Source organism: Streptomyces sp. NPDC046900, from assembly GCF_040644975.1.
Taxonomy (GTDB): Bacteria; Actinomycetota; Actinomycetes; order Streptomycetales; family Streptomycetaceae; genus Streptomyces.
This window is the reverse complement of sequence record NZ_JBEYXD010000244.1, coordinates 1-1,581: the sequence shown is the minus strand read 5'-3', so window position 1 is coordinate 1,581 and position 1,581 is coordinate 1. Positions and strand designations below refer to the sequence as shown.

Sequence of the window (1,581 nt, the reverse complement as noted above, 5' to 3'; positions counted from 1 at the left end):
GACTCCTGCGCCTGCCTGACCGGACGACCCGTCAATCATACTCGGCACGGTGCAGGTCCCCGCATGCCCTACGATGCCGTGATTTTCCGGCCAGGTCTGCGGGTGCAGCGGTCATGCGGTGTCACCGGGGTGGGTGGCTTCGAGGTCGGCGGCATGCATCGATTCCGGGGAGTGCAGGGCGGTGGCGCCCACAGGGGAGGGAACCAGGTCCATCGAGGAGGCCTCGTCCGCGCCGAGTCCGTGGTCGGGATCCGCGGCCCGGCGGCGCGCCTTGGCGCGGTCGTGGAAGGTCGCAACAGCCAGGGCGACCAGGAACAGCAGGCTGATGGGCACGGCCAGAGCGATCATGGTGATCGGGTCGCCGGTCGGGGTGGCGACCGCGGAAAAGACGAAGACGCTGAAGACGATGGCCTGCCATCGTCTCTGCAGAGCGGCGGCGCTGAAGATGCCCAGGAAGTTCAACAGGACCAATAGCAGCGGCAGTTCGAAAGACAGACCGAAGACGAGCACCATGCGCAGGAAGAAGTCCAGGAACTCGTCCCCGGGCAGCGACAAGGAGAAGGCATCCGGGTTGAAGCCCGACAAAACCCCAAGGGCCTTGGGGAAGACCACGTAGGCCAGGTATCCGCCGAGACAGAACAAGGGGGCGGCCGCCGCGGCGAAGCCGAGCCCGTACTTCTTCTCCCGCTTGTACAGTCCCGGCGCGATGAAGGCCCACAGCTGGTAGCTCCACACCGGAGTGGCCATGACGAGCCCGGCAGTCACCGCCACCTTGAGACTCAACGACAGCGGAGACAGGACCCCGGTGTTGACCAGCAGACCGTTCGGGCATGCCCGGGTCGGCCGGCCCACCCCGTGGACATGGGCCAAAGCGCAGGCTGGGCCGGTGATCCGCCCGAGCAGCCAGTCGTGGACCAGCCACCCGACAACGGTGGTGACCGCCAGAGTCAGCGCCGAGACAGCCAGACGGTTACGCAACTCACGCAGATGCCCCGTCAACGGCATCACGCGCGTGGCCGCATGCCGCGGTTGTTCAGAAGCGGTGGAGCCGCTGTGTTGGGTGTCGTTCACCGTATGCCCTCGGATTCTGGTGGCCGGCAGGTGCGGCGGCGGTGCGCGGTCAGACTCGGTTCGTCGTTTCCGTTTCGCTGTCCACCTGGTTGCGTCCGGCCTCGACGGGTACGGCCTGAATACTTGTGCGCGGCGGGGTGGTCGGCTCTGCGGTGTCCGTCTTCATGGCGTTGACTTCGGACTTGAAGATGCGCAGGGACTTGCCCAGCCCGCGAGCGGTCTCAGGGAGTCGCTTCGCCCCGAAGAGCAGCAGCACGACGGCCGCGATGATCAGGATTTCCAGAGCGCGGTTTTCGAACATGTGATTCTCGCTCCCATACGGGCTCGGATGCCGGATCGGTTTCCGAGGTGCTTCTCGGTGAGGGGATGAAGCCGGTTTCGGCCAGGTCAAAGGTCTTGCCCCAGCCGGGGCTGGGGAAGACACCCGGTTCGGTAGCCCCGGCACCCCCGGTCCCCACGGGGGCTTGCCCACCCACTTTGGAGAGCGATGAGCATGCGTGAGTTCCTGGT

2 protein-coding genes are annotated in these 1,581 nt (G+C 66.2%); both read right to left on the bottom strand.

All coding sequences use genetic code 11. The annotated features are described in order from the left end of the window. Window positions 1-111 precede the first annotated feature (111 nt). On the bottom strand, window positions 112-1,071 hold the full coding sequence (gene tatC, locus ABZ904_RS51215; protein ID WP_361831213.1) for a twin-arginine translocase subunit TatC: 960 nt from the start codon (window positions 1,069-1,071) through the stop codon (window positions 112-114). A gap of 49 nt (window positions 1,072-1,120) precedes the next feature. Then, entirely contained in the window at window positions 1,121-1,372 is a 252-nt protein-coding gene (gene tatA / locus ABZ904_RS51210; protein WP_359410460.1) for a Sec-independent protein translocase subunit TatA, read from the bottom strand. Between the last annotated feature and the right edge of the window lie 209 nt (window positions 1,373-1,581).

Bases quoted from the DNA above. Each gene is read 5' to 3' on its own strand.
- tatA (WP_359410460.1), bottom strand. From the start codon at position 1,372: ATGTTCGAAAACCGCGCTCTGGAAATCCTGATCATCGCGGCCGTCGTG.